The sequence below is a fragment of the Glutamicibacter mishrai genome, assembly GCF_012221945.1.
Classification (GTDB): domain Bacteria; phylum Actinomycetota; class Actinomycetes; order Actinomycetales; family Micrococcaceae; genus Glutamicibacter; species Glutamicibacter mishrai.
In genome coordinates this window covers 1,044,743-1,069,725 of record NZ_CP032549.1, presented here as the reverse complement: position 1 = coordinate 1,069,725, position 24,983 = coordinate 1,044,743, and the positions used below count along the sequence as shown (strand labels likewise).

26 protein-coding genes are annotated in these 24,983 nt (G+C 60.2%); 11 read left to right on the top strand and 15 right to left on the bottom strand.

The annotated features are described in order from the left end of the window. The first annotated feature begins 17 nt into the window (after window positions 1-17). The gene (rbsD, locus tag D3791_RS05065) at window positions 18-401 is read left to right on the top strand and encodes a D-ribose pyranase (protein ID WP_172511474.1); all 384 of its coding nucleotides are present in this window, start codon (window positions 18-20) and stop codon (window positions 399-401) included. Between the two features lie 10 nt (window positions 402-411). Here rbsD and D3791_RS05060 read toward each other — a convergent pair whose 3' ends face one another. The 4 genes from D3791_RS05060 to D3791_RS05045 all read right to left on the bottom strand — a co-directional run bounded on the left by D3791_RS05060 (window position 412) and on the right by D3791_RS05045 (window position 4,438). Further along, entirely contained in the window at window positions 412-1,350 is a 939-nt protein-coding gene (locus D3791_RS05060; protein WP_172511473.1) for a carbohydrate kinase family protein, read from the bottom strand. 104 nt (window positions 1,351-1,454) lie between these two features. Then, window positions 1,455-2,249, bottom strand: coding sequence for an ATP-binding cassette domain-containing protein (locus D3791_RS05055; protein ID WP_061953971.1), 795 nt, complete (start codon window positions 2,247-2,249; stop codon window positions 1,455-1,457). Continuing rightward, on the bottom strand, window positions 2,246-3,292 hold the full coding sequence (locus D3791_RS05050; RefSeq protein WP_061953973.1) for an ABC transporter permease: 1,047 nt from the start codon (window positions 3,290-3,292) through the stop codon (window positions 2,246-2,248). The genes D3791_RS05055 and D3791_RS05050 overlap by 4 nt, the downstream gene beginning before the upstream one ends. Before the next feature lie 39 nt (window positions 3,293-3,331). Further along, entirely contained in the window at window positions 3,332-4,438 is a 1,107-nt protein-coding gene (locus tag D3791_RS05045; RefSeq protein WP_172511472.1) for a substrate-binding domain-containing protein, read from the bottom strand. 156 nt (window positions 4,439-4,594) lie between these two features. On the opposite strand from D3791_RS05045, the gene D3791_RS05040 reads away from it, so the two are divergent. From D3791_RS05040 to D3791_RS05025, 4 genes are all read left to right on the top strand, one after another. After that, entirely contained in the window at window positions 4,595-5,593 is a 999-nt protein-coding gene (locus tag D3791_RS05040; protein WP_172512903.1) for a LacI family DNA-binding transcriptional regulator, read from the top strand. A gap of 29 nt (window positions 5,594-5,622) precedes the next feature. Next, window positions 5,623-5,919, top strand: a complete 297-nt coding sequence (locus tag D3791_RS05035) for a putative quinol monooxygenase (protein WP_172511471.1) — start codon at window positions 5,623-5,625, stop codon at window positions 5,917-5,919. Between the two features lie 189 nt (window positions 5,920-6,108). Continuing rightward, window positions 6,109-8,724, top strand: coding sequence for a GH32 C-terminal domain-containing protein (locus tag D3791_RS16820; RefSeq protein WP_425483145.1), 2,616 nt, complete (start codon window positions 6,109-6,111; stop codon window positions 8,722-8,724). A 110-nt stretch (window positions 8,725-8,834) separates the two neighbouring features. Continuing rightward, window positions 8,835-9,647, top strand: a complete 813-nt coding sequence (locus D3791_RS05025) for an oxygenase MpaB family protein (RefSeq protein ID WP_172511470.1) — start codon at window positions 8,835-8,837, stop codon at window positions 9,645-9,647. A gap of 6 nt (window positions 9,648-9,653) precedes the next feature. Here D3791_RS05025 and D3791_RS05020 read toward each other — a convergent pair whose 3' ends face one another. Beyond that, on the bottom strand, window positions 9,654-10,133 hold the full coding sequence (locus D3791_RS05020) for a DUF6328 family protein (RefSeq protein WP_172511469.1): 480 nt from the start codon (window positions 10,131-10,133) through the stop codon (window positions 9,654-9,656). Window positions 10,134-10,294: 161 nt separating this feature from the next. Between D3791_RS05020 and D3791_RS05015 the strand changes: the two genes are divergently transcribed. Further along, complete coding sequence (locus D3791_RS05015; protein ID WP_172511468.1) at window positions 10,295-10,693, top strand: hypothetical protein; 399 nt, start codon at window positions 10,295-10,297, stop codon at window positions 10,691-10,693. A 94-nt stretch (window positions 10,694-10,787) separates the two neighbouring features. On the opposite strand, the gene panD is transcribed toward D3791_RS05015, so the two are convergent. The 3 genes from panD to D3791_RS05000 form a co-directional block, all read right to left on the bottom strand. Further along, a complete protein-coding gene (panD, locus tag D3791_RS05010) occupies window positions 10,788-11,210 on the bottom strand; it encodes an aspartate 1-decarboxylase (RefSeq protein ID WP_172511467.1) in 423 nt (140 codons plus the stop codon). 105 nt (window positions 11,211-11,315) lie between these two features. Next, on the bottom strand, window positions 11,316-12,857 hold the full coding sequence (hutH, locus tag D3791_RS05005; RefSeq protein ID WP_172511466.1) for a histidine ammonia-lyase: 1,542 nt from the start codon (window positions 12,855-12,857) through the stop codon (window positions 11,316-11,318). Window positions 12,858-12,982: 125 nt separating this feature from the next. Then, window positions 12,983-13,552: a DUF3060 domain-containing protein gene (locus tag D3791_RS05000; RefSeq protein WP_172511465.1), complete on the bottom strand. Its 570-nt coding sequence runs from the start codon at window positions 13,550-13,552 to the stop codon at window positions 12,983-12,985. A 326-nt stretch (window positions 13,553-13,878) separates the two neighbouring features. On the opposite strand from D3791_RS05000, the gene D3791_RS04995 reads away from it, so the two are divergent. Continuing rightward, a complete protein-coding gene (locus D3791_RS04995; protein ID WP_172511464.1) occupies window positions 13,879-14,106 on the top strand; it encodes a hypothetical protein in 228 nt (75 codons plus the stop codon). A gap of 190 nt (window positions 14,107-14,296) precedes the next feature. Beyond that, on the top strand, window positions 14,297-14,806 hold the full coding sequence (locus D3791_RS04990) for a Dps family protein (RefSeq protein ID WP_172511463.1): 510 nt from the start codon (window positions 14,297-14,299) through the stop codon (window positions 14,804-14,806). Between the two features lie 174 nt (window positions 14,807-14,980). On the opposite strand, the gene D3791_RS04985 is transcribed toward D3791_RS04990, so the two are convergent. Continuing rightward, window positions 14,981-15,217 carry a hypothetical protein gene (locus D3791_RS04985; protein ID WP_172511462.1) on the bottom strand — a complete coding sequence of 79 codons (237 nt, stop codon included), beginning with the start codon at window positions 15,215-15,217 and terminating at the stop codon, window positions 14,981-14,983. Window positions 15,218-15,444: 227 nt separating this feature from the next. Further along, on the bottom strand, window positions 15,445-17,115 hold the full coding sequence (hutU, locus tag D3791_RS04980) for a urocanate hydratase (protein ID WP_172511461.1): 1,671 nt from the start codon (window positions 17,113-17,115) through the stop codon (window positions 15,445-15,447). A 289-nt stretch (window positions 17,116-17,404) separates the two neighbouring features. Here hutU and D3791_RS04975 point away from each other — a divergent pair, with 289 nt between their 5' ends. Next, window positions 17,405-18,046 carry a GNAT family N-acetyltransferase gene (locus D3791_RS04975; protein WP_172511460.1) on the top strand — a complete coding sequence of 214 codons (642 nt, stop codon included), beginning with the start codon at window positions 17,405-17,407 and terminating at the stop codon, window positions 18,044-18,046. A gap of 42 nt (window positions 18,047-18,088) precedes the next feature. Next, on the top strand, window positions 18,089-19,117 hold the full coding sequence (locus tag D3791_RS04970) for a S66 family peptidase (RefSeq protein ID WP_172511459.1): 1,029 nt from the start codon (window positions 18,089-18,091) through the stop codon (window positions 19,115-19,117). 25 nt (window positions 19,118-19,142) lie between these two features. On the opposite strand, the gene D3791_RS04965 is transcribed toward D3791_RS04970, so the two are convergent. From D3791_RS04965 to cobA, 4 genes are read right to left on the bottom strand one after another with little or no spacing between them, the layout of a single operon-like run. Continuing rightward, window positions 19,143-19,916: an IclR family transcriptional regulator gene (locus D3791_RS04965; protein WP_172511458.1), complete on the bottom strand. Its 774-nt coding sequence runs from the start codon at window positions 19,914-19,916 to the stop codon at window positions 19,143-19,145. A gap of 9 nt (window positions 19,917-19,925) precedes the next feature. Beyond that, entirely contained in the window at window positions 19,926-20,834 is a 909-nt protein-coding gene (locus D3791_RS04960) for a carbohydrate kinase family protein (RefSeq protein WP_172511457.1), read from the bottom strand. A 37-nt stretch (window positions 20,835-20,871) separates the two neighbouring features. Continuing rightward, a complete protein-coding gene (locus D3791_RS04955) occupies window positions 20,872-21,972 on the bottom strand; it encodes a uroporphyrinogen-III synthase (protein ID WP_172511456.1) in 1,101 nt (366 codons plus the stop codon). Beyond that, on the bottom strand, window positions 21,972-22,982 hold the full coding sequence (cobA, locus tag D3791_RS04950; protein ID WP_172511455.1) for a uroporphyrinogen-III C-methyltransferase: 1,011 nt from the start codon (window positions 22,980-22,982) through the stop codon (window positions 21,972-21,974). Before cobA ends, D3791_RS04955 begins: the two co-directional genes overlap by 1 nt. Before the next feature lie 296 nt (window positions 22,983-23,278). Between cobA and D3791_RS04945 the strand changes: the two genes are divergently transcribed. Further along, on the top strand, window positions 23,279-23,947 hold the full coding sequence (locus D3791_RS04945; protein ID WP_172511454.1) for an alpha-ketoglutarate-dependent dioxygenase AlkB family protein: 669 nt from the start codon (window positions 23,279-23,281) through the stop codon (window positions 23,945-23,947). Window positions 23,948-23,949: 2 nt separating this feature from the next. On the opposite strand, the gene D3791_RS04940 is transcribed toward D3791_RS04945, so the two are convergent. After that, entirely contained in the window at window positions 23,950-24,891 is a 942-nt protein-coding gene (locus D3791_RS04940) for an endonuclease/exonuclease/phosphatase family protein (protein ID WP_172511453.1), read from the bottom strand. Window positions 24,892-24,983: the final 92 nt, after the last annotated feature.

Sequence of the window (24,983 nt, the reverse complement as noted above, 5' to 3'; positions counted from 1 at the left end):
ATTTGAAGGAAGCCTTCGTGCTGAAATCCGAAATTCTCAACGCGCCCTTATTAGGTGCGTTAGCCACCTGTGGCCACACGGATACTGTGGTCATCGCCGACTGCGGCCTGCCGATTCCAGAAGGGCCAGCGGTTTTCGACTTGGCACTGGTTCAGGGGCTGCTCAGCTTCGAGCAGGTACTCGATGTACTGACCCGCAACATGGTGATCGAACACAGCACCTTGGCAACCGAGGCGAAGGGCGGCTCTGTCCAGGAACTTTGCGAGAGCAAGGGGTTGGAACTCGGGTTCATCTCCCATGAAGAGCTCAAAGCAGAATTGCCGGCAGCCAAGATCATCGTTCGTACCGGCGAATCGACCCCCTATGCCAACGTAATCTTGCACTGCGGAGTCGCCTTCTAGGCTGGCCGAGCTAGCTTGCAGCCAAACGCTGTTCCTCCAACAATGCCGTCAACTCTTCAAGGGTTGGCGGCATTGCACCAGAACGGCGGACCGCCAGCGCCCCACCGGCCACCGCCCGTCGGCCCAGATGCTCCAGCTCGGCAGTCGACAGTTCGGCGCTCCCGTGGGCCAGCAAGCCGTAGAGCAGCGATGACATGAACGAGTCGCCGGCTCCGATGGTATCGGCCACTTCACTGCGCACCGCCGTAATCCTCACCTGGTCGCTGCCGGTGGCCAGCAGCGCCCCGCCGGCACCGAGCGTGAGAACAACCAAGATTGGGCCAAGCTCCAGAATCTCCTTGGACACTTGCTCCAATTCAAGCTGCGGATATAACCACTGGGTGTCTTCATCGCTGAGCTTCACGACATCGCACAAGGCGGCAGTTCGTTCAAAGGTCGTCAGTGCCTGACCGTGTTCGCCCACCAAGGCCGGACGGATATTCGGATCATAGGTCACCAATGCGTGGCCCTTGGCTTGGGCTAGGAGAGAAACGACCGCTGAGGCGCCAGGCTCGAGGAACGTGGCGATGGAGCCGGCATGCACGATCTTCGGCATGGGATCCAATGTGTGCGGCGCGAGGTCCCAGTTGATGTCAAACTCGTAGCGGGCTGAACCATCGGCAGCCAGCACCGCGGTCGCCGAGGCGGTGCGTTCCAGGTTCAAGCACCCGGGCAGCAACTTGACGTTGGCGGTGCCCAGATGGTCCTGGATCATCGTGCCGAACTCGTCATCGCCCAGCGCAGTGAGCAATCCAGCGTCCACTCCGAGCCGTCCCAACCCAAAGGCCACATTGGCTGGGGAGCCGCCCGGATGGGCAACCGTGCCTTGTTCGGTAGCGACAATATCGATCAGGGCTTCGCCGATGACCAGGATCTCGTGGGAATCAGTGTTGGGGCTCGTGGCATTCATCAGGGATCTCTTTACTGTGCGAAATATGGCGGAAAAATGGGCACTGGGCACGGTGTGTTCTTCCGTGTCCAGTGCCCATGAATAGTGCTGGGCGTCAGTTGGCCTTAGGCAGTAGCTGCACCGGTCATGATCGCTACCGCGTCGGTCATGCTGTGCGACTGCGGGGTGATGGTGGCGGCGCACTTGCCCAGGCGCTGGATGTGGATCCGGTCAGCCACGTCAAAAACATGTGGCATGTTGTGGCTGATCAGGATTACCGGCAGGCCACGCTCACGCAGGTCGCGCACCAGCTGGAGCACCTGGTTGGATTCGCGCACGCCCAGTGCCGCGGTGGGCTCATCGAGGACCACGACCTTGGAGCCGAAGGCAGCGGCACGAGCTACAGCCACTGCCTGGCGCTGGCCACCGGAGAGGTTTTCCACTGGAACGGTCACATCCTGCAGGGTGGAGATGCCCAGACGGGTCAGCTCTTCGCGGGCCTGCTTGCGCATGCCCTTGCTATCGAGCATCCGCAAGACGCTGCCCAGCAGACCCGGCTTGCGGATCTCGCGGCCCAGGAACAGGTTGGATGCCACGTCCAAGGCGGGGGAAACCGCCAGGTTTTGGTACACAGTTTCAATGCCATGGGCCCGCGCATCCTGCGGACGCTTGAAGGAGACCTGTTCGCCGGAAACGTAGAGTTCGCCGGAATCCGGGACCTCCGCTCCGGTCAAGCATTTGATCAAGGTGGACTTGCCGGCACCGTTATCACCGATGACCGCCAGCACCTCGCCGGGGTACAAATCAAGGCTCACACCGTCCAAGCCAACCACGCGGCCGAAGGTCTTGACCAGGTTGCGGGCCCGAAGGATTGGTTCGCGGGTTTCTGCTTTGGGGGTAACTGAATCAGTCATGGTCATGACTTCGCCTTTCGAATCCACTGGTCAACCGACACAGCGACGATGATCAAGATGCCTACCGCCAGGGTCTGGTAGAGCACGTCCAGGCCGGCCAGCGACAGGCCGTTGCGGAACACGCCGACAATCAATGCGCCGAGCAGGGTGCCCCAGACCGAACCGCGTCCGCCGAAGAGGCTGGTTCCGCCGATCACCACAGCGGTGATCGAGTCGAGGTTCAAATCCAAGCCCGCATTAGGGCTGGCCGAGTTGGTGCGACCGATCTGCAGCCAGGCGCAGATGGCCAGTACCGAACCGGCTGCGAGGTACACGCTCATCAGCACGCGGTTGACCGGGATGCCTGCCAGGCGGGCTGCTTCCTTGTCGTCGCCCACGGCGTAGACGTGGCGGCCCCAAGCGGTCTTGCCCAGGATGTAGGCGATCACCAGGTACAGGGCCAGCATGACGATCACGCCGGTGGAGATGCGCACCGAACCGATTGGGAAGGTGGTTCCGGTCCAGGTCAGCAGGCCAGGCATATCGCTGCCTCGTACAGTGGCACCGTGCGAGTACAGGAGCGTCAAAGCCAGATAGACGTTCAGCGTACCGAGGGTGACGATGAAGGGCGGCAGCTTGAAGCGTGTCACCAAGAAGCCGTTGATTGCACCGGTCGCAAGACCAGCCAGCAGACCGATCAGCAGAGCAAGAAGCGCTGGAATTCCTTGATTGACTGCCGTCTGAGCCATGACCATCGAAGCCAAAATCATGCCTGCGCCGACCGACAAATCAATGCCGGCGGTGAGGATGACCAAGGTCTGCGCGATGGCGATGGTGCCCACCACCGAAACCTGCTGGGTGATCAACGACAGGTTCTCCACGCGCAGGAAGCGCTCGTTGAGCAGTCCGAAGACAATCACCGAGATGATCAGCACGAGAGCCGGGCTCAAGGCGGGGTAGCGGTGCAGGGTTTGACGAATCTTGCCCAGCGTCGTTTGGCGGTCAAGGAATTCTTCGGCGAGGTCAGTTTTCCCGGCTTTGGGGGGACTGACGGTATTTTGCTGTGTCACGATAAATCCTGATCTTTTGGTAGGTGCAATCCTCGGAGGCTACTTGCCCCAGCAGATCTTTGAAGCTTCGGCTGCGTCGATGCTCTCCACGCCACTGACCTTTTCTTCGGTCACGAGCTTGCTGCCGGTGTTGAAGAAGTCCAGCCCTTCGGAGGTCTCTGGCTTCTCGCCGGTTTCGGCCAGCTTGGTGATCGCTTCGACACCCATCTCAGCCATCTTCACCGGGTACTGCTGCGCAGTGGCATCGATAATGCCCTGCTTGACGTTGGAAACACCCGAGCAGCCACCGTCGATGGAGACCACGAGGGTGTCCTTCTCCTTGCCCGCGGACTTCAGCGCCTCGTAAGCGCCGGCAGCGGCTGGTTCGTTGATGGTGTAAACGACATTGATATTCGGATTGGCGGCCAACAGGGTTTCCATGGCGGTGCGGCCGCCGTCTTCGGCGCCCTGGGATGCCTGGTTGCCTGCGATTTCGTAATCGCCGCCCTTGCCGCCGGTGTACTTGCCGGACTTGGCTTCGTCGCCGTTGACCTTTTCGTCAGCAGTGTCGATGCCCATGCCCTTGAGGAATCCCTGGTCACGGGTGTAGTCCACGGAGACGAGCTTGTCATCGAAGAGGTCGACCATGCCGATGACGGCCTTTTTGCCGTCCAGCTTCTCGGCGGTCCACTGACCGATCTGCTCACCAGCGGCGAAGTTGTCGGTAGCGAAGGTGATGTCAGCGGCATCGGCAGGATCTGGCGGGGTGTCCAGTGCGATGACGTAGAGGCCGGCATCGCGGGCCTTCTTCAGCGCGTCGACCACCGAAGGGCCGTTCGGGGTGATCAAGATTCCCTTGTCGCCGTCGGAGATGGCGTTTTCGATGGCCTGGATCTGGGTGGCTTCGTCGCCATCGGATTTGCCGGCGGCCAGTTTCAGATCCACGCCGCTGGTTTCAGCTGCCTTCTTGGCGCCGTCCTGCATGGAAACGAAGAATGGGTTGGTGGTGGTTTTCACGATCAGCGAGACACCGACATTGCCGTCGCCCGATGCGTCTGCGGATGAATCACCCGAGCAGGCGGACAGCGACAGGGCGGCGAGCCCCAAGACTGCTCCTGCTGCCAACATGCGGGTGGTGCGGGTGCGACGAGTGGTGAAACTTGCCATTAGGTGCTCCTTTGCGAGTGGGCTTCTCTGATGCCCTGACAACGTGATCATGTAGAATGTAAGCTGGATCACAACCGGTAGTCAATAGAAAGAAGAAAAGATTTGACAACGATGTCAAAACCCAGTGTCGGCGGCGGGGGTAAAACCCGCCCAACTATGCGACATGTGGCAGCTTTGGCCGGCGTTGGCATCAAAACTGTTTCACGCGTCATGAACGAGGAACCTGGAGTCTCTGAGTCCACCAGAGAGAAGGTTCTGCTCGCTTCAAAGCAGCTGAACTATGAATTGGATGTCACCGCAGGAAGCCTGCGCCGCTCAAGCAGGCGCACCCAAACGGTGGGCCTGTTGCTTCCCAGTGTCTCCAACCCATTCAGTGCCGAAATCCATCGGGCCATGGAAGATGCACTGAGTCTGAAGGGCGTAGCAGTCTTCGCTGCCAGCTTGGACGATGAGCCCGAGCGGGAAGAGGCGATGGTCCGCGCGTTCCTCGGGCGCCGTGTTGACGGCATGGTGCTCACGCCCATCGCGAGCAATCAGGCCCATGTGATTCCGGAGCACTCCCGGGACTTGCCGGTGGTCTTCATTGACCGCGAACCGTCAGGTCTTACGGCGGACGCTGTGGTTACGGATAACGCCGTGGGTGGTGCCAAAGCGGCACGGCATTTATTCGACGTCGGACATCGGAAGATTGCTTATCTCGGTGACCGCACGGATATCCAAACAGCGCGGGAGCGTCGCCGGGGATTCATCGATGCACTAAGTGAACTCGGTGTTTCGACAGCCAGTATTCCCGTGAGGGAGAACCTGCATGATGTTGAAAGCGCCCGGCTCGCAGCCATTGAAATCCTCACCTCCGACGACCCGCCCACGGCTTTGTTCTCCAGCCAGAACCTTGTGACCTTCGGGTGCATGAGGGCCCTGCGCGAACTGGGGTTAAGCCATACGGTGGCACTGGTCGGATTCGATGACTTCACGCTCTCGGACATGATGGACCCGGGGGTCACCGTGATCGCCCAGCACCCGGAAAAGATCGGCGCGCTGGCTGCCGAGCGGCTCATGGCCAGGATTGAAGGCGATATCCAGCCGCCCAAAACCTACATTGTTGAAACCACCATGATCATTCGCGGTTCCGGGGAAATCCGGCCCGCAAGCTAATCACCTCACCCGCTATGGAAGGATAATCCGTGGAACAGAAGACCCTCTATGCAGAATTCACTGTCAAGGAAGGCAGTGAAGCACGCGTGGCAGAAATGATGAATGAACTTGCGCAGAAGGTGCGCGAAGAACCAGGGAATATCCTCTTCCTTCCCTACGTACGCGAAGAACGGCCACGCGAATACTTCGTCTTCGAGATCTACGCCGACGAGCAGGCATTCCAGGAGCACATTACGGCCGACTACGGTGCGGTCTTCAATGGCGAACTCGCCGAGCATATCGAAGGAGACGCCTCGGAATTGACCTGGCTGCGCCCGGTCGAATAGCAGGTCATAGAGCCAGGACATAGCCTCGCCAGCGGTGGCTGGTGGGGCTAATTGTCATGCCAAAAATAGCCTCTGACCTGTAAAATAATACTTTTCGGGGACTCTTGAATTGTCTGCTGGACTTCGCTTACAGTCCTTGCTGTCGACAACGTTGTCTACAACGTCGCCCTTCAACCAGAGAGTCCAGCAATGCCTCAATGTACTGCTCGAACTAAGCAATCGATCTCGCTTGTCACCGCCGCCAGCCTGTGCTTGGGCGCGGGGCTAATCAGCGCTATGCCAGCTGCCGCCGCAGAACTGGGCGATGAACCCTACCGTCCCGGGATCCACTTCAGCCCAGAAAAGAACTGGATGAACGACCCCAACGGCATGGTTTATTACAAGGGCGTCTACCACCTGTACTTCCAGCACAATCCCAAAGGCAATGTCTGGGGAAATATGTCCTGGGGGCACGCCACCTCCAAGGACCTGGTGCACTGGGAACAACAGCCCCTGGCCATTGCGGGCGATGCAGAAGAAGACGTATTCTCGGGCAGCGTTGTCGTAGACGCCAATAACACCTCAGGGCTTGGCACCGCCAAGAATCCGCCACTGATTGCCGTCTACACCAGCGCATACAAGGCAGGATCCGAACATGCCGGACTGCAAGCGCAATCCCTGGCCTACAGCCTGGATGACGGGCAGACCTGGACCAAATACAAGAACAACCCAGTGCTCAACCGCAACTCGGCCAACTTCCGCGACCCCAAAGTCTTCTGGTACACCGGCAAAGACGGCCAGGGCTACTGGGTGATGACGGCGGTGGAAGCCACCGATCACAAGGCCGTGCTCTACAAGTCCAAGAACCTCAAGGACTGGACCAAGCTCAGCGAATTCGGCCCGGCCAACGCCACCGGCGGCGTCTGGGAATGCCCGGATCTGTTCCCACTGGCAGTCGATGGCGACCCGAACAACGTCAAATGGGTCATGGTCATCAACATGAACCCGGGCGGCGTCTCCGGCGGTTCCGCCGGCCAATACTTCGTCGGCGACTTCGACGGCACCACCTTCACCTCGGAAACCACCAAGCCAGCGCCCACCATGCCGGAAGGCGAACTGCTGGCCGGGTTCAACGACGGCACCTACGACGGCTGGAGCGTCACCAACGATCCGAACAGCGACCAGACAGGGCCCTTCGGAACCAAGCCAGTGGCCGGAACCGTTCCGGGGCAACAAGAAGTCACCGGCTACCAGGGCGCAGGACTGGTGAATTCCTTCCTTGGCTTTGACCAGCCAACAGGCACCATGCTCTCCGACCCGTTCACCGTAGACCACGACTACCTGAACTTCCTGGTCGGTGGCGGCAAGCATGCACGCGTCAGCGACAAGCGGGATAACAAGGCCCCGGCAGGCGACTTGCTCTTCGACGGATTCGAAGTCCCAGAAGGCTCCGACCTGTCAGAATTCGGCTGGAGTGGAACCGGCTCGCTGGTTCCAGAGAACCTGCCCTTCGCCGGCGGCGGCAACATGGCCATCGGTAGCCATGTCATCAACACCTGGGAAGCCGGCGGTGGCGGCGATGACCTGATGGGCACCGCAACGTCACCGGAATTCACCATCACCAAGCAGCGGATCGGCATGCTGATCGGCGGCGGACACCGGCGCAACGATCCAAGCCAAAAACTTGAAGTCCAGCTGATGGTCAACGGCGACGTGGTCCAGTCCCTGGCCGGTGACAACGCTGGTGCGATGAACTGGAAGTCCTTCGACACCGCCAGCTATGCAGGGCAGAAAGCCCAGATCCGGGTCGTGGACCAGGCCACCGGCGGCTGGGGCCACCTGACCCTGGATCACCTCGTGCAAACCGATGAAGAAGTCGTTCCGCGCTCCGATGAAACCACCGTCAACCTGGTGGTGGATGACAAGACGGTGCGTACGGCCACGGGTACGGACAGCGAGAGCCTGGACTTTGCCTCATGGAACGTGAAGGAATTCGCCGGCAAGCAGGCCCAAATCGAAATTGTCGATAACAACAAGGAAGGCTGGGGCCACATCCTGGCCGACGAATTCACCCAGTCCAATACCGCGGCCAAGTCATCCCTGGAAAACTACGACTGGCTGGACTACGGGCGCGACTACTATGCGACCGTGTCCTTCGGCAACATGCCGCAGGACCAGCGCATCATGCTGGGATGGATGAACAACTGGGATTACGCCAACGACATTCCAACCTCGCCATGGCGCAGCGCCATGACGCTGCCGCGCAAGGTGGGCCTGACTCAAACCGCTGAAGGTCCCCGCCTGACCCAGGCGCCAGTGAAACAGGTCAGCAAGCTCGGCGGCAAGCCGAAGTACCTGGAAACCAGCAAGACCATCACCGAGGGAACCCGCACGCTGCCACAGCAAGCAGCTGGATCCATCGCGCAAGTCGACGTGGTCCTTGATCCCGGCACCGCCAAGACCTCGGGCATCACCGTTCATGGCGATGCCAACAACTCCACGGTGATCGGCTACGACGCGGACAGCAAAAAGGTCTATGTCGACCGCAGCAACTCGGGCAATGTCGGATTCCATCCTGCCTTTGCCTCGGTTGAAGAGATGCCGGTCAAGCTGAACAGCAACGGGGAAGTGACCCTGCGGGTTTACCTCGACCGTTCCTCGGTGGAAGTCTTCGCCCAGAAGGGCCAGCGAACCCTGACCGACCAGGTCTTCCCTAATGCGGGGGCCGACCAGCTTGGCGTCTTCGCCAACGGTGGCACCGCGAAGCTGAAGTCGCTGAAGGTGACCGAGCTGCAGCCGTCGATGTTCACCTCGGCAACGAAGTAGGACAGCAGCTGCAGCAAACACGGTGGATGCTCTCACGTCGCAAAGGACGTGGCGGCATCCACCGTGCTGCTTAAAGCGGCAGCACAGCCTGAAGATCTAGAATCGAGAACATGGGCCCGAACGCAGGAAAAACTGATGGAACAACCACTTTCTCCCGCGTTGCCCCAGAAGCCGGATTGCTGCTCGGGGCCGGACGAGCGATATTGATGCAACTGGCCCACCCCCAAATCGGCACCGCTATCGCCCAGCACTCCGACTTCGCCAGCAACCCGCTCAGTCGCCTCATCCATACGCTCGGCTATATCTACGCCTTGAGCAACGGCACTGCCCAACAGCAGCGCACGATGATTGATTACGTCAACAAGGCGCATCAGGACGTTCGTGGAACCCGCAACGAAACCGCTGGGACTCCGGCCTATTCGGCCCTGGACCCCCGGCTTCAACTCTGGGTTGCCGCCACCCTCTTCGACTCGGCACGTGTCATCGCGGAGCAGATCTTGAGCGACGACCTCGCTCTCGATGAAGGGCTATATCAGCACTATTCGCTGCTGGGTGATGCCCTGCAGATGCCGGTGGACTATTGGCCCGCAACGCTGCACGACTTCGACCTCTATTTGGAGAAGACGCTGGCAAAGGTGAGAGTCACCGATCAAACCCGCCAGCTTGCCGAAGAACTTTTTACCGCGCCCGAGGCACCGTGGTGGATTCGAGCCGGCCTGCCGCTGATGCGGGACGTCACCATTGCCCAGCTGCCGGCAGCGGTGCGCGAGGCGTTCGGGTTTGAACTGGGCGAGAAGGTCCTCCGGCGCAACAACAGGACAATTGCTGTTGCACGATTCGCCACCCGCTGGCTGCCCAGAGCGATCAGGCACCTTCCGATGAAGCTGATGCTCAGGCATGTGGATCGGATGAACCACAGCTAGCGCAGGTCAGTCAGCATCCTTCGCGTGTTCCGGACGCAGGATGCGCGGCAGTGCCACCAGCAGGAACAAGGTCACGACGACTAGCCCGCCGCCAACGGATGCGCCTAGTTGCCAGCCGAATAGTACCTGCAGGACAAACCAGACGCAGCCAGAGACCAGCAGGCCTACGCCGATGCCCACGATTTTCAGCACGGCATGCCCCAGGCTGACGGTCTGTTCCTTGAGCCGCTGGCCGAAGAAAAATCGGTGGACTGCGACCGGGGTGATCATCAGGAGGATCAGGAGCGTCGCCGCGACCAAGAGCACGATGTAGATCATCTCTTCGGGCCGGTTCAGCATGTTGAATCGGGCTTGGAAAGGGAGCACTACCAGGAATGCTGCGAGGATCTGCACACCGGTTTGCATGACGCGCATTTCTTGGAGCAGTTCGTTCCACTGACGGTGCGCGGCACCATCGCTGGAGTCCGGGTGGGACCGTGTATTCATCGGAAAACTCCTGAAAAGGACTCGGTGGGCATTGGCTTGCTGCTGATCACTTGAACTATGTCAACACTAGGCGCAACAGGCAACAACCAAAGAGTTGGCACGTCCAAAGTGTCGGAGCCGCAGCCTACATTGGGGACATCTGATCGGCGAGAAAGGCGGACATGACGATGGCACAAGATACCGGTTCCGAGGGAAGCCTTCCCGAATGGATGATTTCTTCCCAGACTTCCGTGGATGCCTGGGATATGCCCAGCCGAGGCATCAAATGGTGCGATTGCGGAGAGGACCATGAGCTGACGGAAGACTTCGTTTTCAATACTCTGATCGACATTGGCATGCAGCCTACTCGCATGCTGACTCACCCGGAACTGATCGAGCTCACCGCAGCGGTTTGGAACTACGCAGAAGTCTGCCGCTTCTTCGAACTGGCGGTGGAAGAATCCGCCAAAGCTATACACGGTGGCATCGACGAGTTCTACCCGCTTCGGCATACCTTGCAGATAGTCGGCTACTTCTCCAAGACCTGGCAAGGATGCCCCGAAGCGGACTGCCAGCTATAGAATCTCGACTCTCCCATTGATGCAAAACGGCTTCATGGCAATGAAATCCATTGCCATGAAGCCGTTGAGCGATCAAGCTGTTCCGCGTTGCTGGTTAGTGGCCGCGTAGCTGTGCGAACGGGGGAGTCTGCACATCCGCGGCGACAGCCTCGGCAGGATCATCTCCGAGGTGGATGATGCGGTTGTCGGCATCCACATGAACCACGCTAGGGACGTAGCTGCGAGCCTCGGCATCTTCCATCTGCGCATAGCTGATCAAGATCACCAGATCGCCAGGATGAACCAGGTGTGCTGCTGCGCCGTTGATGCCAATGACACCGCTGCCAGGCTCGCCTGCGATGGTGTACGTCTCCAAACGTGCACCATTGGTGATGTCCACGATGCTCACCAGTTCTCCAGGCAAGATGTCCGATGCGGCCAGCAAATCGGAGTCGACGGTCACTGAGCCGACGTAGTGCAGATCGGCTTGGGTAACGGTTGCCCGATGGATCTTGGACTTGAACATGGTGCGTTGCATAAGAAGTGTCTTTCACAAGAGGTAGGGAGTTTCCCGGTAAACAAGTTTACGCTCCTTGCATCCGGGAAACTTCTCCTCGACGGAAACTACTACCGCAGCCCATTGCTATGCAGGGAGGTGCTCTTCAAGCACTCGATGGACTTGGCCGCTAGCCAGCAATTCGTACGCGGCTTCCAATTCAGCGGACAAGAAACGGTCTTCGCCAGGACCTGCCACCTTGGTGCGCAGCAATCCGAGGACGGCACCGGTGGCTGCACCAGGCTGAAGCGGAGCACGGAGATCAAGCGCGCGAGAGGCGATCAGCATTTCAATCGCGAGGATGCGGCGCAGGTTGGCCACCGAAGTTCGCAACTTGCGTGCCGCGTGCCAGCCAAGGGAGACGTGGTCTTCCTGCATCGCCGAAGACGGAATGGAATCGACACTGGCTGGCACGGCGAGGCGCTTGTTCTCCGCAACCAGCCCGGCCTGGGTGTACTGGGCAATCATCATGCCCGAATCCACTCCGGGATCATCAGCGAGGAAAGCCGGAAGGTCGCGCGAGCGTGCAGGATCAAGCATCCGGTCCGTGCGTCGTTCGGCGATGGAGCCCAAATCGGCGACGGCAATGGCCAAGAAGTCCAAAACATAGGCCACGGGGGCGCCGTGGAAGTTTCCGTTCGAGGTGACTTCGCCACTGGGCAGAACGACAGGATTATCGATGGCCGCGGCCAGCTCGCGGGTAGCGACCAGGCGAGCGTGGGCGATGGTGTCGCGCACGGCGCCTGTGACCTGTGGCGAGCAGCGCAGTGAGTAGGCATCCTGTACTCGTCCATCACCCTCGCGGTGGGAATTCACAATGGGGGATTCAGCCAGGAATGCATACATATTTGCTGCGCTGCAGCCTTGGCCTGGGTGTGGGCGCAAAGGCTCGTGGAGTTCTGGCCGGAATACCTGGGCGGTGCCCATCTGGGCTTCGACGCTCATGGCTGCGGTGGCGTCAGCAATATCGGCGAGCTCTTCCAGATCGACCAATGCCATCAGCAACTGCCCGAGCATTCCGTCGGTGCCGTTGACCAGTGCCAGTCCTTCCTTTTCCGCCAATTCCACCGGGGTGATGCCGGCTTCTGCGAGAAGTTCGGGTACTGGGCGCTGGACACCCCGGCGGTCGGTGGCTTCGCCTTCGCCCATCAGCACCAGCGCGCAGTGCGAGAGCGGGGCGAGATCACCGGAACATCCCAGCGACCCGTATTCACGAACGACCGGGGTGATGCCTGCGTTCAACAGCGCAACCATGGTTTCCAACACTACGGGGCGTACGCCGGTGCGGCCTGATGCCAGGGTCTTGGCCCGCAAGAACATCAGTGCGCGAACGACTTCTCGTTCCACTGGTTCGCCCATTCCGGCAGCGTGCGATCGGATGAGTGAACGCTGGAGCTTGGCGCGGTCTTCAGGAGCGATATGGCGGGTGGCCAGGGCACCAAAGCCAGTCGAAATTCCATAAACCGGAGTATCCGCCGAGGCCAGGGCGTCAATGTGGGCACGGACTGAAGCGAGCTCCTCAAGTACTTGCGTTGAAATGCTGATCTGGGCTTCATGGCGGGCAACAGCGATAACGTCGTCCGCGCTGGCGCCGCTAAGGCCGAGGGTTACTTGAGGGGCAGAAGCCATGGCAATCAAATCCAATCACTACGGAACTAAGAAGTATCTAACTTCTATTGTTCGGCAGCGGGGATGGTCTGACGGCAGATAGCAAAGTGTAGTGTCCGAAATACCGGACACTGCAGATCATATAATTAGTAGCCCAACTCCACGCCGTCCAAAGCATCGGAACCGAGGCGGTTCGACTGTCCGGCGTCTTCTGTCGAGGCGTTATCGTTGCGCCAAGCCACTGAGTTGCCCACTCCGCTGACGCTGACGTTCTCGATGTTGTTAACGGCCACGATATTCCCGGCACCGGAGATCGAAAGATCTTTGATGCGCCCGCCGATGATCATGTTTCCGGTTCCGGCAATCTCCACCTGCTGGCAATTGCCGATGAGTTTGAGAATCTCTCCATCGCCGCTGATGGTCATTTTGCCGGAGCACTTTTTCTCAGTGGCTTTGGATTCAATGGTCCGGAAGGTCTGATCGTAGGAATTTGCGGCGGTTTCCTTCGGGACGGTCGCAGTACCGGTGGCTTCGCCGTCAGGGTTCTTGGCGCTAGGGGTGACAGTGCCTTCGATAGGGGTAGCGCTTTGGGCAGGCGCGGAAGAAGAGCTCTGCTCATCGTTGGAGGACTCGATGCTCACACACCCTGCAAGAGCGAGGACCATCAGGCCGGTCGAGAGCGCTAGCCCACAGCTTTTGGCGAGGCGAGAATACATGTTCATCCTGTCGTGTCGGCAAATTATCCTCAGGCTCGTGTGAGCCTACCTACCATTCTCCTGCGGAGCGAAGCCAAATGCACGGCGGGCTGAAAATACTGGCCGAGATAGCCGCTTCCAGGCGCATATTGTCTAGTCAGGTTGCTCTGGAGTTGCGCCCGAAACAGGCCTACCCTGTTGCTAACGGATATACCGTGCGCCAGCGCGCACACTGAGGAGGCAATGTGGGCCCAAACGTCAGAGGACTCGCAAGCAAGCGATAGACGAAAATGCGACTCGCTAGTCTTGCCGGTTCATTCATGGTTGAAGAATCGCTGGAGTGAAAGATGCCAAAGAAATCTCTCGGACTAGGTCTCGTTGTTGGCGGCGGACTCATCGTCGCCTTGTTTCTCCTGTTCATTCTTGTCACGCCTGGCAATGATGTACAAGGTGTGACTCCAATGTGGCTCGGTATCATTTGGGGCGGCCTGGCCATGTGCTGGGGAGTATTCAGATTGATAGTCGGCCCGTCTTCGTTGGACCACCCACATGGTGGCACCGACGCAGGTGCATAAAAACGCTGGCGAGTACAGATGTACTCGCCAACGTTGCGTAACCTTTGCATCGAATGTACGTGGCCTGCACATTCCCTGCCAGTAGAAGAAGTTGATTCGCCATGGGACGAGCACGGACGTAGCGTGCGTAGAAGTGGCATCGGAAATCAACAGATGCCAGCCACGTCAACTTCAATGCAAGGGAGATGTCATGACGGACATCAAAAAGACCACCGCGAAGAAAACGACGAAAGAAAATGCAGAGCGCGGGTTCATCGCATCGCAGACTCTTAGGGACTCTCTGCAATCAGTGCTCGTCCAGCTGCTGGATCTGCAGCTTGTCGGCAAACAGATCCATTGGAACGTTGTTGGCCCAAATTTCCGGGACCTGCATCAGAACCTGGACGAAATCGTTGGCATTGCTCGTAAGGGATCGGATGAAATTGCCGAGCGCATGCGGGCGTTGCACGCCACACCTGACGGACTAGCTTCGACGATCAGCGAGTTTACAAAACTGGAACAGCCGGTCACTACCGAGATTTTGACGACGGATGCCGTTGACCTGGTAGTCAAGGCGATTCAGAGCACTGTCGGTGTTATCCGCGACGTGCACGATCCTGTCGACGAAGAAGATCCCACAACTGCTGATATCTTGCACCAGTACATTGCCGACTTGGAGCAACAGGCTTGGTTCATCAGTGCTGAAACGCGACGACCATAAATGGGCATTGATTGCGCTGATCCTGCATGACTAACTCGGAAAGCAGAGAAATCGCTGTTCCCCTTCCTGAGAAGGGGAACAGCGATTTCTCTGTATGGACTTCATTCTGCAGCAGATGGAGCTGCTGAATTTTGGACCGATGCTACGAGCATTGATCAGTCATAGCGTTGAAGACTAGAAGCCTTCGCTCTGTCCCTGACCGCCGAAGCCCTGCTCTTCGTTGTCGCCGCCGCCGAAGGAGTCTTGGCTGGACTGCTCGTTGCCGCCACCGTACGACTGTTCTTCGTTGCCACCGCCGTAAGACTGGCCTTCATTGTTCTGCTGGTCATTTGACGAGCCGTAGCCGCTGTTTTCTTCCGACTGGCTGTTCTCGAAATTTCCGAACTGCTCGTTTGAATCCTGCTCAGACATGATGTCCTCCGTGGGTCGGTCGTTCCTGACTTGACCCACGCTATGCAGGCAGAAAATGACCTACAAGGCTTAATCATAAGCTCCGAGGTAGTCGCCATGTCACGTTAAGATTGCGTTTACGACACCCAAGTCAGTGACCATTTTCGCCCGTTCGTGCATCAAATCAAGGGGGCTCGCGTGCATTGCCGGCTGTTGAACAGGAATTACACGCGAACCACAAGAGATGGCTACTTGCCTTTCATCGGAATGCGCACGGATCGCTCCGCGGCGACTTCCTCAGCGCGTTCGTAGCCGGCATCTACGTGCCGGATAACTCCCATGCCGGGATCGTTAGTCAGCAGGGCTTCAAGCTTGGCCGCGGCCAGCTCGCTGCCGTCCGCCAGAGATACCTGACCCGCATGGATAGAGCGGCCCATTCCGACTCCGCCACCGTGGTGGATTGAAACCCATGAAGCACCCGAACTTGCCGCAGTCAGCGCGTTGAGCAACGGCCAGTCAGCGACAGCGTCACTGCCGTCTTTCATGGCTTCAGTCTCCCGGTACGGCGAAGCGACAGATCCGGAATCCAGGTGATCGCGTCCGATGACAATCGGCGCTGATACCTTGCCTTCGGCGACCAGTTGGTTGAAGAGCAAGCCGGCCTTGTGGCGCTCGCCGTAGCCCAGCCAGCAAATTCGCGCAGGCAGCCCTTCGAACTCAACATGTTCCTCGGCTGCATCGAGCCAACGGTGCAAGTGTTCGTTCTCCGGGAAGAGCTCCTTGAGCGCTTGGTCGGTGACCTTGATGTCCTCGGGGTCGCCAGAAAGCGCAACCCAGCGGAACGGACCGAGGCCCTCGCAGAACAGCGGGCGGATATATGCGGGAACAAATCCGGGGAATTCAAAGGCGCGGGTGAAGCCACCCTTGCGTGCTTCATCGCGAATCGAGTTTCCGTAATCGAAGACTTCGGCGCCAGCATCCTGGAAGCCGACCATCGCCTCAACATGAGTGGCCATGGCGGACTGTGCCTTTTTGGTGAAGCCCACCGGATCCGCAGCGGCTTCGGCCTGCCATTGCTCCACAGAGTATTCAGGTGGCAGGTAGCTCAACGGATCATGAGCGCTGGTTTGATCGGTGACGATATCGATGGAGAATTCTCCGGCCTCATGGCGCTTGAGCAAGGCCGGGAAAATCTCGGCTGCATTGCCAACGTAGCCAACGGAGAGAGGCCGGTTCTCGGCTTTGGCGGCAAGAACCTTCTGCAGTGCCGCATCGAGATCCAACTCAACTTCGTCCAGGTAACGCTTGGACGCACGGCGGCGCAGCCGCGACTCGTCGACGTCAACAATCAGCACGGCGCCTCCGTTGAGCGTGACGGCTAGCGGCTGGGCACCTCCCATGCCTCCGCATCCTCCGGTGAGGGTGAGAGTTCCGGCCAGGGAGCCGTTGAACCGCTTGGCTGCGATGGCGGCGAAGGTTTCGTAGGTGCCTTGCAGGATGCCTTGCGTGCCAATGTAGATCCACGAGCCAGCTGTCATCTGCCCGTACATCATCAGCCCTTCGGCTTCCAGCTTCCGGAAATGCTCCCAGTTGGCCCAGTCGCCGACCAGGTTGGAGTTCGCGATCAGCACTCGGGGCGCCCATTTGTTCGTGGTGAACACGCCCACCGGTTTGCCGGACTGGACCAATAGCGTTTCGTTATCTTCCAGATCCTTGAGCGTTTCGACGATGGCATCAAAAGCTTCCCATGAGCGGGCGGCTTTGCCAGTTCCGCCGTAAACCACGAGGTCCTCGGGACGCTCAGCCACCTCGGGATCGAGATTATTCATCAGCATGCGCAAGGGGGCTTCGGTAGCCCACGACTTGGCATTCAAGGTGGTGCCTCGTGGGGCGCGAACAACGCGGGCTTCGTGGCTCATGATCTTTCCTAACGATGTAACCTAGCTAACTATTTACATCATTGGCCATGTGCCGGAGCCTGGATACCTTGCTATCAGCAGTCCTGTCCGGTATTTCAGATTGGGTTATCTTGTGCGTCGTCCGTTGCGCTAGACCGAGGCGAAAGGCTCCAAGGTGCGAGAACTTCTCGTTCGGTCGCGGTGAATTGCAGCTGGCATAGCAAGACGAGTAATGGGTACACGGCGGCAATAGCCAATTGTCCGATTACCGCAAGACCAACGCTTTGGACAAGAACCATATACTGACAAAGTGTCAAACAAATACTGGCCCCTAGCGGACCTGAAGCTAACAACGGAGCGGCTGGAGCTTCGGGTCCCAAATGAGGAAGAACTCGTTGCGCTGGCTGAGATCGCGGCCAAAGGCGTTCACGAGCCCGGCCAGAAACCATTCTTGACCCCATGGACAGACCTCCCGGCCAACAAACGTGCGCTCTATGTGATGCAACAACATTGGGGGCGCAGAAGTACGTGGAGAATCGAAAGTTGGGCGCTGGAGTTCGGTGTTTTCCTTGGTAGCCAACCGGTAGGTATCGCGACCTTAAAAGCACAAAACTTTGCCGTCTTACGCGAAGTGAAAACGGAATCTTGGCTGGGTCTTGAATTCCACAGGCAAGGCATCGGAACTGAAGCTCGCAAAGCCATCCTGACGCTGGCGTTTGAAGAGCTAGGTGCAGATTCAGCGTTGACGGAGGTATTCCAAGACAACGCAGGGTCGCAAGGAGCCTCTCGTCGTCTTGGGTACGTTCACGACGGTATTTCGAGAGATGTTCTAGATGGACATGTTGTTATCTCAGACCGGCTCCGCCTTGATTCAAGCAACTGGATACCGGAAGCAGAAACCGCCCCGGTTATTTCAGGTTTGAATCAGGCACGCCCATGGTTCGGTATCTAAAATCGATACCAACTGACCGAGATGGCATGCAAGGATGAGGTCATGAAGATTCGATACCCCCGTCCTCTGCTTCCAGGAGATCAAATCGGAGTGACCTCGCCTTCCAGCGGTGTCCCTGAAGAATTGATCGGCCGTCTGGACTTTGCCGTCGAAGAACTACGCGCCAAAGGTTTCGACGTCGTCATTGGCCGGTGCATGGACGGATCTTCGCATATCAGCGCACCTGCGAAGGAACGTGCCGACGAACTGATGCGGATGTTGCTGGACCCGAAGATCCGTGCAGTCGTGCCGCCATGGGGCGGAGTGACCGTCATCGACATCATTGACCTGCTCGACTTCGACGCGCTCGCCGAAGCAGAACCAACATGGTTTGTCGGTTTTTCCGACATCTCGACCTTGCTCACCCCGATAACCTTGCGCACGGGTATGGCGACTCTTCATGGCAGCAACTTGATGGACACGCCCTATCAGGTTCCGGAAGCCCTCAAATCATGGATTGAGATCGCGTCACTGCCCGCAGGATCATCGTTCCGGCAATCGTCGCCTGGTCTCTACCGAGCCAGCGACTGGGACGATTGGGAAGTCGACCCGAAGGCCACTGAACACCAATGGAATGGTTCTGGACGCTGGGAGCGACTGGATAGCGGGCGGGGCGCGGTGCATGCAACCGGAAGGCTCATCGGCGGATGCATCGAAACCCTCGCCAATCTCACCGGCACCGGCAATTTTGATTCCCAAGCGCTGCGCCAGGACGACGATGATGCTCTGATCGTTTATGTCGAAGCTTCCAGCGTCGAGGCCACGACAATCTGCCGCCACCTTCATGGACTACGAATGGCGGGACTTTTCGACGGAGCGCAGGCCGTGCTCATCGGGCGCACCAGTGCACCGGATTCGCCGACTCTGACCCAGCATGAAGCTGTCGTAGATGCCCTTGGCATGTTGGATATTCCACTCATCGCCAATGTCGAATGCGGCCATGTTCCGCCCCAGCTGCCGATCGTCAACGGCGCCCTGGGACGCGTTGTTTTCAACGATGCAGAACAATACCTGGAGCAGCATTTGCTCTAGGCCAAGCCAGCGTTCGTCTGGCGGCCTACTGCGAACGCCGTCCCTGGATCCTCGCGGTGATCTGGTCTGCGGTCGAGCGGATCTGCGCCAGCAAAGCGTCCCACCGCTCTTCGGGCACCCGATCGGCCAAGAAGGTCACCGCCACGGCAGCCACCGGCCAGTGGTTGGAATCCCGGATTTCCACGGCCAAAGAGTGGAAGTCCTCGGTGACATCGCCGCGCTCCACCGCATAACCGCGCTGGGAGCACTGCTCGAGCTCGCGACGCAACTGCGAATAGCTGGTGATCGAGGAGTGCTCCACCCGATCCGAAAAACTGGCGGCATTCGGGTACAGCGCCCTGACCTGGGACTTGGGCAGGGCCGCCAAAATGGCTCGTCCCGAGGCGGTCAGGTGCGAAGGCAGGCGGACGCCGACATCGGTGACCAGGGATGGTCGGCCCTTGGCGCGTTCCTCCACGATATACAGCACATCCGATCCGTGCAGGATCGCCAGATGGGCGCTTTCGCCGACCTTGTCCACGAGCTGCGCGATCAGCGGCGCGCCTAGGCGGGCCAGGGGTTCTTGGCGGGTGTAGGCGCTGGAAAGCTCGAAAGCCGCAACCCCCAAACCGTAGGATTTGTCCTCTGGATAATGGGTGATAAATCCCCGTTCGCTCATCACCGTGAGCAGCTGGTAGACGCTGGAACGAGGCAAGTCCAGCAGGGTGGCGATCATCGCCGCCGGGGTCGGGGAATTCCTGCTGGCCAAAAGGCGCAGGATCCGCAGGGTGTTATCGGCTGCCGGGACCTTGCTGCCCATGGATCCTCCCTAACGTCCGGCCGCAGCCATGAACTCATCAAGCTCGCTCAAGCTCGGGGGATTGGCGCCGGTGCGGGCCACCGTCATTCCGGCGCACGCCGCGGCGATCTGCAAGGCGGCCTCCAATTCGGCGCGGTCGATCTTGCTGCCATTAATCAGGCTCTGGGCCAGGTCCGAGGCGAAGATCGCATGCAGCAGGCCGGCCATGAAGGCATCGCCCGCACCGACGGTATCCACGGTCGCCACCGAGAGCGAAGGGACTGCCACCTCGCAGCCGCGGGTGTGCGCTTCGGCACCGCGGGCGCCAAAGGTCATCACGGCCAATGATGCCCCAAGGCCGAGGATATGTTCCAAGACCCGGTCGGTATCCCAGCCCGGGTATAACCACATCGCATCTTCGTCGCTGAGCTTGACCACGTGGGACAGGGAACACAGCTTCTCGATGGTTCCCAATGCCTGCGCCCGGTCCTCAACCAGCGCCGGGCGAAGATTCGGATCATAGCTGCGCAGCTGTCCTTGCGGCGAGGCGGAAAAAACCTCAAGGATCTTCTCGGCGCTGGGCGAGCGGAAGGCCGCGATCGACCCGGTATGCAGCAGCTTTGCATCGCTGGCGCGCAGGTGCTGCAAGGCGCAGTTCAGCTCGAACTCATAGCTGGCGTTGGAAGAGCTATCAAGCACCACTGTGGCCGTCGAGGTCGGCGCATCGCTCTGCGAGCCTTCGGCCAGCCGTACCTTGGAGCCGCGCAGGTGCTCCGCGATCAGTTCGCCGTGCACGTCGGTGCCAAGATCGGTGGCCAGCGTGACCTCATGGCCGAGCCGGCCCAAGCCAACCGCGACGTTCAGCGGGGAACCGCCGGGGTGGGCCACGGAATTGACGATGTCGACCAATGCCTCGCCGGCAACCTGAATTGAAACCATGGTCACGATCCTACGTAACCGGAGGCGAAAAAGCCCGCTAGACGTTCAGCCGGTAGCCCCGCTTGATCACGGTGGTGATGATTTCCGGCTGGGGCAGGGCCCGGCGCAGCCGGCTGAGCGTCATATCCAGCGCATGCCGGGAGCTGACTTCGGGCAGGGCGGCACCCAGCTCGTCGCGGGAGAGCACGCTGCCGCCGGCCTCGATCAGCGCGCGCACCAATTCGGCCTGGCCCGGGGTCAGCTCGCAGTTCTGGTCTTCGATGGACAGCGTCCGGCCGCGCAATTGCACCTGCCCGTGCACGGTCTGCGCCTGCAAGGTCCCCAGCGAACCGAGGTGCTCGACCAGCTGCCCGATCATCGCACCCATGCGGTGGCGTTCCGGGACCAGTGGGGCGATGCCGGCATCTTCCAGCGGGGAAGCGGTCACTGGCCCAACGGTGGCAATAGCCACGCGCTCGGCCAAGGAACGCTGCAGGGCCGGAAGCCGGTTGCGCGCGGTGGCGGCGGCAAAGAGAGCATGGACGCTCGGGGCGCTGGTGAAGGTCACCGCGTCGAAGTGCGCCGCGCATAGCCCTTCGACCAGGGCGGAAATCCCGGCGTCGCTGCTGGTGTCCTGCCAGCGGTACGGTTCGACCTTGATCACGCGCTTGGCTCCGAGCTCGCGCAGCTGCTGCGGCATGCCATGATCCGAATCGGCGTGCAGCTGCAGGGCGACGGTCGCCCCGGCCAGTTTGTCCTTGAGCATTTCCAGCAGCGAGGAGCTGCGCCCATCCTTGGCCACCCCGGCCGGCTCCAGGCCCTGGGCCCGGACCGAACCGTGGGCCTTGGAACCGCGGACGTAGAGCTCTGACTGGCTGAAAGCGGTAATCAGATCGTCGCCGATCCCGGCCGCCTCGGCAGTATCCAGCCAGCGCCGCAGCCCATAGGCGGTGGTGATCACCACGACCTGGGGCCGCGCCTCGATCAGCTTGCGGGTCTGGGCCAGCAGCTGCTGCTCGTCATCCAGCGGGGCCAGGCGCAGCAATGGGGTGTGGGTGACCTCGGCGCCACGCCGCTCGAAGGCTTCGATCAGTTCTGCTGAGCGTCGATCGCTGGTCACGGCGATGCGGAATCCGGCCAAGGGCTTGGCGATATTCATCAGGCGTTCTCCAAAATAGGTTCGGCGCTCGTGTGCGGCGCCGCGTTCAGCAGTGACTGCGGCAGGTCTGCCACCTCGCCGATGACGATCACTGCGGGGTTTGAATGGGAGCGAGCCGCTGCAGCCAGCTTGGACAGCGGGGCATGGGAGGTGCTCTGCACCTGCGTGGTCCCCGACTGCACGATGGCACACGGCATATCCGCGGGCATGCCCACCTGCAGCAGCCCCGAAACGGTCTGCTCGATGGTGCCCATGCCCATCAGGATCACGATCGTGCCGCCGAGCTTGGCCAGGTGCTCCAGCTGGCCGGTGGTCAGCGGGTCGTGCCCCGAGACCACGGTGAACATGGTGTTCACGCCGCGGGCGGTCACCGGAATCCCGGCGGCGGCCGGCACGGTGATGCAGGAACTGAGCCCCGGAATGACGCTCACCGGGATCTTCGCCGCGGTAGCGGCCGCGACCTCTTCGAACCCGCGGCCGAAAACAAAGGGATCCCCACCCTTCAGGCGCACCACCTTGGCGCCGGCCTGGGCGGCTTCGATCATCATCGCCTCGATCTGGCGCTGGGTCAGCTTGTGGTGCCCGGGCAGCTTGCCGGCGTCGATGATCTTCGCATGCGGAGCCAGCACCGACAGGTGCTCGCTGGGGCCAAGCCGATCGGCGAACACCACCTGGGCTTCGGCCAGCGCGCGCACCCCGCGCAGTGTCATCAGGTCCAGGGCGCCCGGTCCGCCGCCGAGCAAGGTGATCGACCCGGTGGCAGTCGACGGGGCGGCGCGCAGCACCGGCACCTTCGCGGCGGCAACTACCTGCTCGAAACGCTGCGGGTCGGGATCGCAGATCACCAGCAATCCTGCCTGGCCAAGCTGCTCCAGTGCCTGGGGCGCATCCTCGGCGAACAGCAGCGTGCAGCCTTCGGCGCGGAAGCGCTCGGCGGTGGTGCTGCTGGCGGATAGGCTGCCTGCGATCAGCACCATGCATTGGGAAAGCTCGAGGTCGATGCCGATCATGACTGCCTCGATCCTTGCCGGTTTTTCCTGAATGACATGGGATGCTCCTTGGAATGTGTGGGTTCTTCCAAGAGTAGGGCCCCCGCTTTTCCCGTAGGTATCGCAAATGTTTCCAGCGGAATAACTCGGTTTCGGGCCAAAGGTTAACCTTCTTGAAATCTTCGAGTCGGCGGGATGAAACACGAGGACCATAACGTAGGTAGTGTTGCAAGGCACTGGGCCGGCAACCTGCCAAATTCAGTGAGCGAATACGCAGGAGCTTGCCGACCGATGCCTGCAACGGGCACGCTGGGTGCATGGAATCGCTTTTTGATGACAGCGCCTTGGCCCGCACCGGGGGACAAGTGCGTCCCGGAGCGTGGCATCTGCCCGGCTGGCTATCCCCGGCCGCGCAGGATTGGATCGTCGCACGCTTTTTCCAGTGGGGACACGGACCCGTCCCGCCCCACCAAACGCACATCAATGGTTATCCCATGAGTGTGCAATCACTGAGTTTGGGCTGGCATTGGAGCCCGAACCGATATTCAAAAACCGCCGACGACCTCGGCGGTACACCGGTAGCACCGATGGAACAATGGCTGGTGCGTCTGGGCCAGCAAGCTGTGGCTGAAGCCACCGGTGATGCCCAGCGCGCCGCAAGCTACCTCCCGGACGCCGCCATCGTGAATTTCTACGACCATCAAGCCACCATGGGCATGCACCAGGATGCCGAAGAGCGCATCAACGCCCCGGTGGTTTCACTGTCGATCGGCGACTCGGCCACCTTCCGCCTAGGCAATACCGAGAACCGGAACAGGCCATGGCAGGACCTGTACCTGGCCTCCGGGGACCTGTTCATCTTCGACGGGCCGGCCCGCTTCGCCTACCACGGGGTCACGAAAATCCACCCCGGCACCGCGCCAGCCGGCTGCCAATTGGGCGCCGGGCGGATCAACATCACCCTGCGCCAAACCGGGCTGGGCTGAACCTAGCTGCCCAGATCGATGGTGGCCTGCAGGGCATAGTGGTCCGAGTCGCCAATCTCCGCACGCTGCAGGTTCGCCGACTCCACCCCGCGCAGCATCACGTGATCGATCCCCAATACCGGGAAGGGCGAACGCGGCCAGGTCATCGCCAGACCCCATTCGCTGTACTGCGCTTCATCCAGCGCTTGGGCGACAGGGGCGAAATGCCGGTCGGTGCTGGTGGCGTTGAAATCCCCGGCGGCCACGATCTTGGCCGAGTCATCGGACTGCACATAGTTGGCCAGCGAGGCGAGCATCGCATCGCGCTCATCGTGCCCGGTGGGACGGGCCGAGGCGGCATGCACCGCATAGAGCCGCACATCCCCGTGATCGGTGCTCACGTCAACGCGCAGCGCCCGGTTCCAGCCCAGGCCCAGATCCAGCGGCTGGGCGTTCTTCAACGGGTACGCGCTCCATACACCCACGGTGCTCACCATGTACTTGTACGGGTGAGACTTGGCCAGCTCCGCGCTGATCTGGTCTTCCTGCCCCTCGCCGATCTCCTGCAAGGTGATCACCTGCGCGCCGGAATCAGCCAGTTCGCGCGCCGCCTGCACCCCGGCAGACTCGTGGACATTCTGCGTGGCCACCTCAAGCGCCGTCTCGGGGGCGCGCTGGGTGTGCGGAATGAAGCTGCTGCCAAAAAGCACCGCCCACACCACCACCGGGACCAGGAGCCCGATGAAGCTGGAGCGCCCGCGCAACACCAGCGCGATCAGGAACAGCGCCGGTATCCCCAGCCCCGCCCAAGGCGCGAGATTATCCACGACCAGGCCAAGACCCAGTACGTCGGGGATCTGCTGATGGAATACCATCAGCCCCGCCAGCGCTAGGCAAAGCAGGACGAAGAAGATCCTCGCGATAATCAGCGAGGCCGAGAGGCGTTGGGGCGATGCATGAGACATAGGACTTAAACAGTGGCACAAAATACTGTGGGATTCGTAATTTTCAGCTGGAGAAGTGCCCCGGCGATTGTCCACAGTCACTACGATGGAAA

What these genes read in the sequence shown, in the direction of transcription:
- D3791_RS05060 (WP_172511473.1), bottom strand. Translation starts at nt 1,350, where the DNA reads ATGAATGCCACGAGCCCCAACACTGATTCCCACGAGATCCTGGTCATC.
- D3791_RS05055 (WP_061953971.1), bottom strand. Translation starts at nt 2,249, where the DNA reads ATGACCATGACTGATTCAGTTACCCCCAAAGCAGAAACCCGCGAACCA.
- D3791_RS05045 (WP_172511472.1), bottom strand. Translation starts at nt 4,438, where the DNA reads ATGGCAAGTTTCACCACTCGTCGCACCCGCACCACCCGCATGTTGGCA.
- D3791_RS05040 (WP_172512903.1), top strand. Translation starts at nt 4,595, where the DNA reads ATGCGACATGTGGCAGCTTTGGCCGGCGTTGGCATCAAAACTGTTTCA.
- D3791_RS16820 (WP_425483145.1), top strand. Translation starts at nt 6,109, where the DNA reads ATGCCTCAATGTACTGCTCGAACTAAGCAATCGATCTCGCTTGTCACC.
- D3791_RS05025 (WP_172511470.1), top strand. Translation starts at nt 8,835, where the DNA reads ATGGGCCCGAACGCAGGAAAAACTGATGGAACAACCACTTTCTCCCGC.
- D3791_RS05020 (WP_172511469.1), bottom strand. Translation starts at nt 10,133, where the DNA reads ATGAATACACGGTCCCACCCGGACTCCAGCGATGGTGCCGCGCACCGT.
- D3791_RS05015 (WP_172511468.1), top strand. Translation starts at nt 10,295, where the DNA reads ATGACGATGGCACAAGATACCGGTTCCGAGGGAAGCCTTCCCGAATGG.
- panD (WP_172511467.1), bottom strand. Translation starts at nt 11,210, where the DNA reads ATGCAACGCACCATGTTCAAGTCCAAGATCCATCGGGCAACCGTTACC.
- hutH (WP_172511466.1), bottom strand. Translation starts at nt 12,857, where the DNA reads ATGGCTTCTGCCCCTCAAGTAACCCTCGGCCTTAGCGGCGCCAGCGCG.
- D3791_RS05000 (WP_172511465.1), bottom strand. Translation starts at nt 13,552, where the DNA reads ATGTATTCTCGCCTCGCCAAAAGCTGTGGGCTAGCGCTCTCGACCGGC.
- D3791_RS04995 (WP_172511464.1), top strand. Translation starts at nt 13,879, where the DNA reads ATGCCAAAGAAATCTCTCGGACTAGGTCTCGTTGTTGGCGGCGGACTC.
- D3791_RS04990 (WP_172511463.1), top strand. Translation starts at nt 14,297, where the DNA reads ATGACGGACATCAAAAAGACCACCGCGAAGAAAACGACGAAAGAAAAT.
- D3791_RS04985 (WP_172511462.1), bottom strand. Translation starts at nt 15,217, where the DNA reads ATGTCTGAGCAGGATTCAAACGAGCAGTTCGGAAATTTCGAGAACAGC.
- hutU (WP_172511461.1), bottom strand. Translation starts at nt 17,115, where the DNA reads ATGAGCCACGAAGCCCGCGTTGTTCGCGCCCCACGAGGCACCACCTTG.
- D3791_RS04970 (WP_172511459.1), top strand. Translation starts at nt 18,089, where the DNA reads ATGAAGATTCGATACCCCCGTCCTCTGCTTCCAGGAGATCAAATCGGA.
- D3791_RS04965 (WP_172511458.1), bottom strand. Translation starts at nt 19,916, where the DNA reads ATGGGCAGCAAGGTCCCGGCAGCCGATAACACCCTGCGGATCCTGCGC.
- D3791_RS04960 (WP_172511457.1), bottom strand. Translation starts at nt 20,834, where the DNA reads ATGGTTTCAATTCAGGTTGCCGGCGAGGCATTGGTCGACATCGTCAAT.
- D3791_RS04955 (WP_172511456.1), bottom strand. Translation starts at nt 21,972, where the DNA reads ATGAATATCGCCAAGCCCTTGGCCGGATTCCGCATCGCCGTGACCAGC.
- cobA (WP_172511455.1), bottom strand. Translation starts at nt 22,982, where the DNA reads ATGATCGGCATCGACCTCGAGCTTTCCCAATGCATGGTGCTGATCGCA.
- D3791_RS04945 (WP_172511454.1), top strand. Translation starts at nt 23,279, where the DNA reads ATGGAATCGCTTTTTGATGACAGCGCCTTGGCCCGCACCGGGGGACAA.
- D3791_RS04940 (WP_172511453.1), bottom strand. Translation starts at nt 24,891, where the DNA reads ATGTCTCATGCATCGCCCCAACGCCTCTCGGCCTCGCTGATTATCGCG.